The following is a 1531-nucleotide window of genomic DNA, read 5'->3' as shown; positions in this document are numbered from 1 at the left end:
GGGAAACACCTTCATCATACATGAAGGTGATCGACAAGTCTTTTTATTGAATGTGTGCACATTACTGGTGTATTGCTTGAGGCTGTATTTGCCTGAGAGCCAGAGATACATCTTCTGCCCATTATTGCTACCTACTATAAACGGCATCGATTGCTATATGTTTTCACGAGTGTATTAAAACAGAGCTAAACTGTCTTTTACCAAAGCCCTGAATAATTCAGCCTTCAGGGCTTTATTATGCGACAGTGGTTTATTTATTGCTGATAAATGTCAGTTGTAGTAGTGCAGTTGTTTTAACGAGAGCAGGTGAAAGTATGACCTTATGGTATTCCTATAAGACGCTTTTATTTTCAGTGTTTTTTTTTATCAGCAGGGGCTGGCAAATGACGCCTATATCCTTAGAGAATTTTACGACTATTTCAAGGCGAACTCAAAACTGCCTTTAAACCGAAAACCGAGACACACAGACCAGAGCCCACTTGAAAACATCCGCATTGGCTTTGTCAATCTTAATTTAGCCTCTGACCATGTATCTGGAGATGGGCGACTGGAAATTTGTGAAAATTACGAAGTGACTGAGCAAGACTTTAAACGTCTGATAAACTTTTATTTTAATTATGTGGCCATGGATGAACGATTTCACAAAAATCGCATTCAAGATGTACTCAGACTTATACATCATATATTCACTATAAATATAAATAAGATCAATGGAAGAAATTCGAATGATAAAGAGTTAATCAATGCAATGGCAAAAAGCCTTTTTGAAAAGATGTTTTTGTCTGTCAACATAAATGACAGAACTAATCCTTGTTTTCATTATTTTCATTTAGGTTCAGCGGAACATTATTTCAGTGATATTGGTGTTAATAATGATTTAGTACTGATGTTTCTTGCTTTTCTTGGTCCTCATTTTCTTACCATGGATGAACTTTCGGCCTACTTTAGAGTGTTGCATAGCCGTTATACCGGAGAAAGCTACGTTCAGGCATTTTCCAATGCATTGCTTTCTAAAAATGTCAGTGAATATCATTCTCCGCAAAGCATTGTCCATCAATTGAATGACGCCGCATTGGACACAGAGACAGCACTTCTAATCGGTTTAACTGCAATGGCATCAGAAGCTTTTCAGTGCATCAATTCAGGGCTGGAATCCACAGAGACACTGACAACCTTGCTGATAAGATACGCGCCACACGAGCTTTTGGGCATTATCTACAACAATATAGCCAGCCTCTGCCGCTCAGAATGCCCATCACGACCAGAACACTCATGTCCTGCACCTCAGATTATGTTTACCGAGAGTGGCATGCAAGAGTTTACACTCAGCATTTTGCGTATTGACCTCACCACTGGATTATCGGCGGCATTATCAGAGGCGTCATCGTCAGAAAGCCTGGGCTATCCATTGGATTATTCTGAGGATTCAGACAATGAGGGTTCGGTTGAGGAGTCAGATTCTGAGCATCAGGATCGGTCAATAGTCATTCAACAACAAAATGAACTGATAGCCCAACTACGACAGGAATTA

1 protein-coding gene is annotated in these 1531 nt (G+C 39.7%); it reads left to right on the top strand.

What is annotated here, in order from left to right; all coding sequences use genetic code 11:
• Window positions 1-571 precede the first annotated feature (571 nt).
• Window positions 572-1531, top strand: a 960-nt coding sequence (locus tag KDK17_RS16815) for a hypothetical protein (RefSeq protein WP_257288600.1), incomplete at its 3' end; no start/stop codon positions are given.

Origin of the sequence: Endozoicomonas sp. SESOKO2 (genome assembly GCF_024606245.1) — a bacterium.
Classification (GTDB): Bacteria; Pseudomonadota; Gammaproteobacteria; order Pseudomonadales; family Endozoicomonadaceae; genus Endozoicomonas_A.
This window is presented reverse-complemented; position numbering and strand designations above follow the sequence as displayed.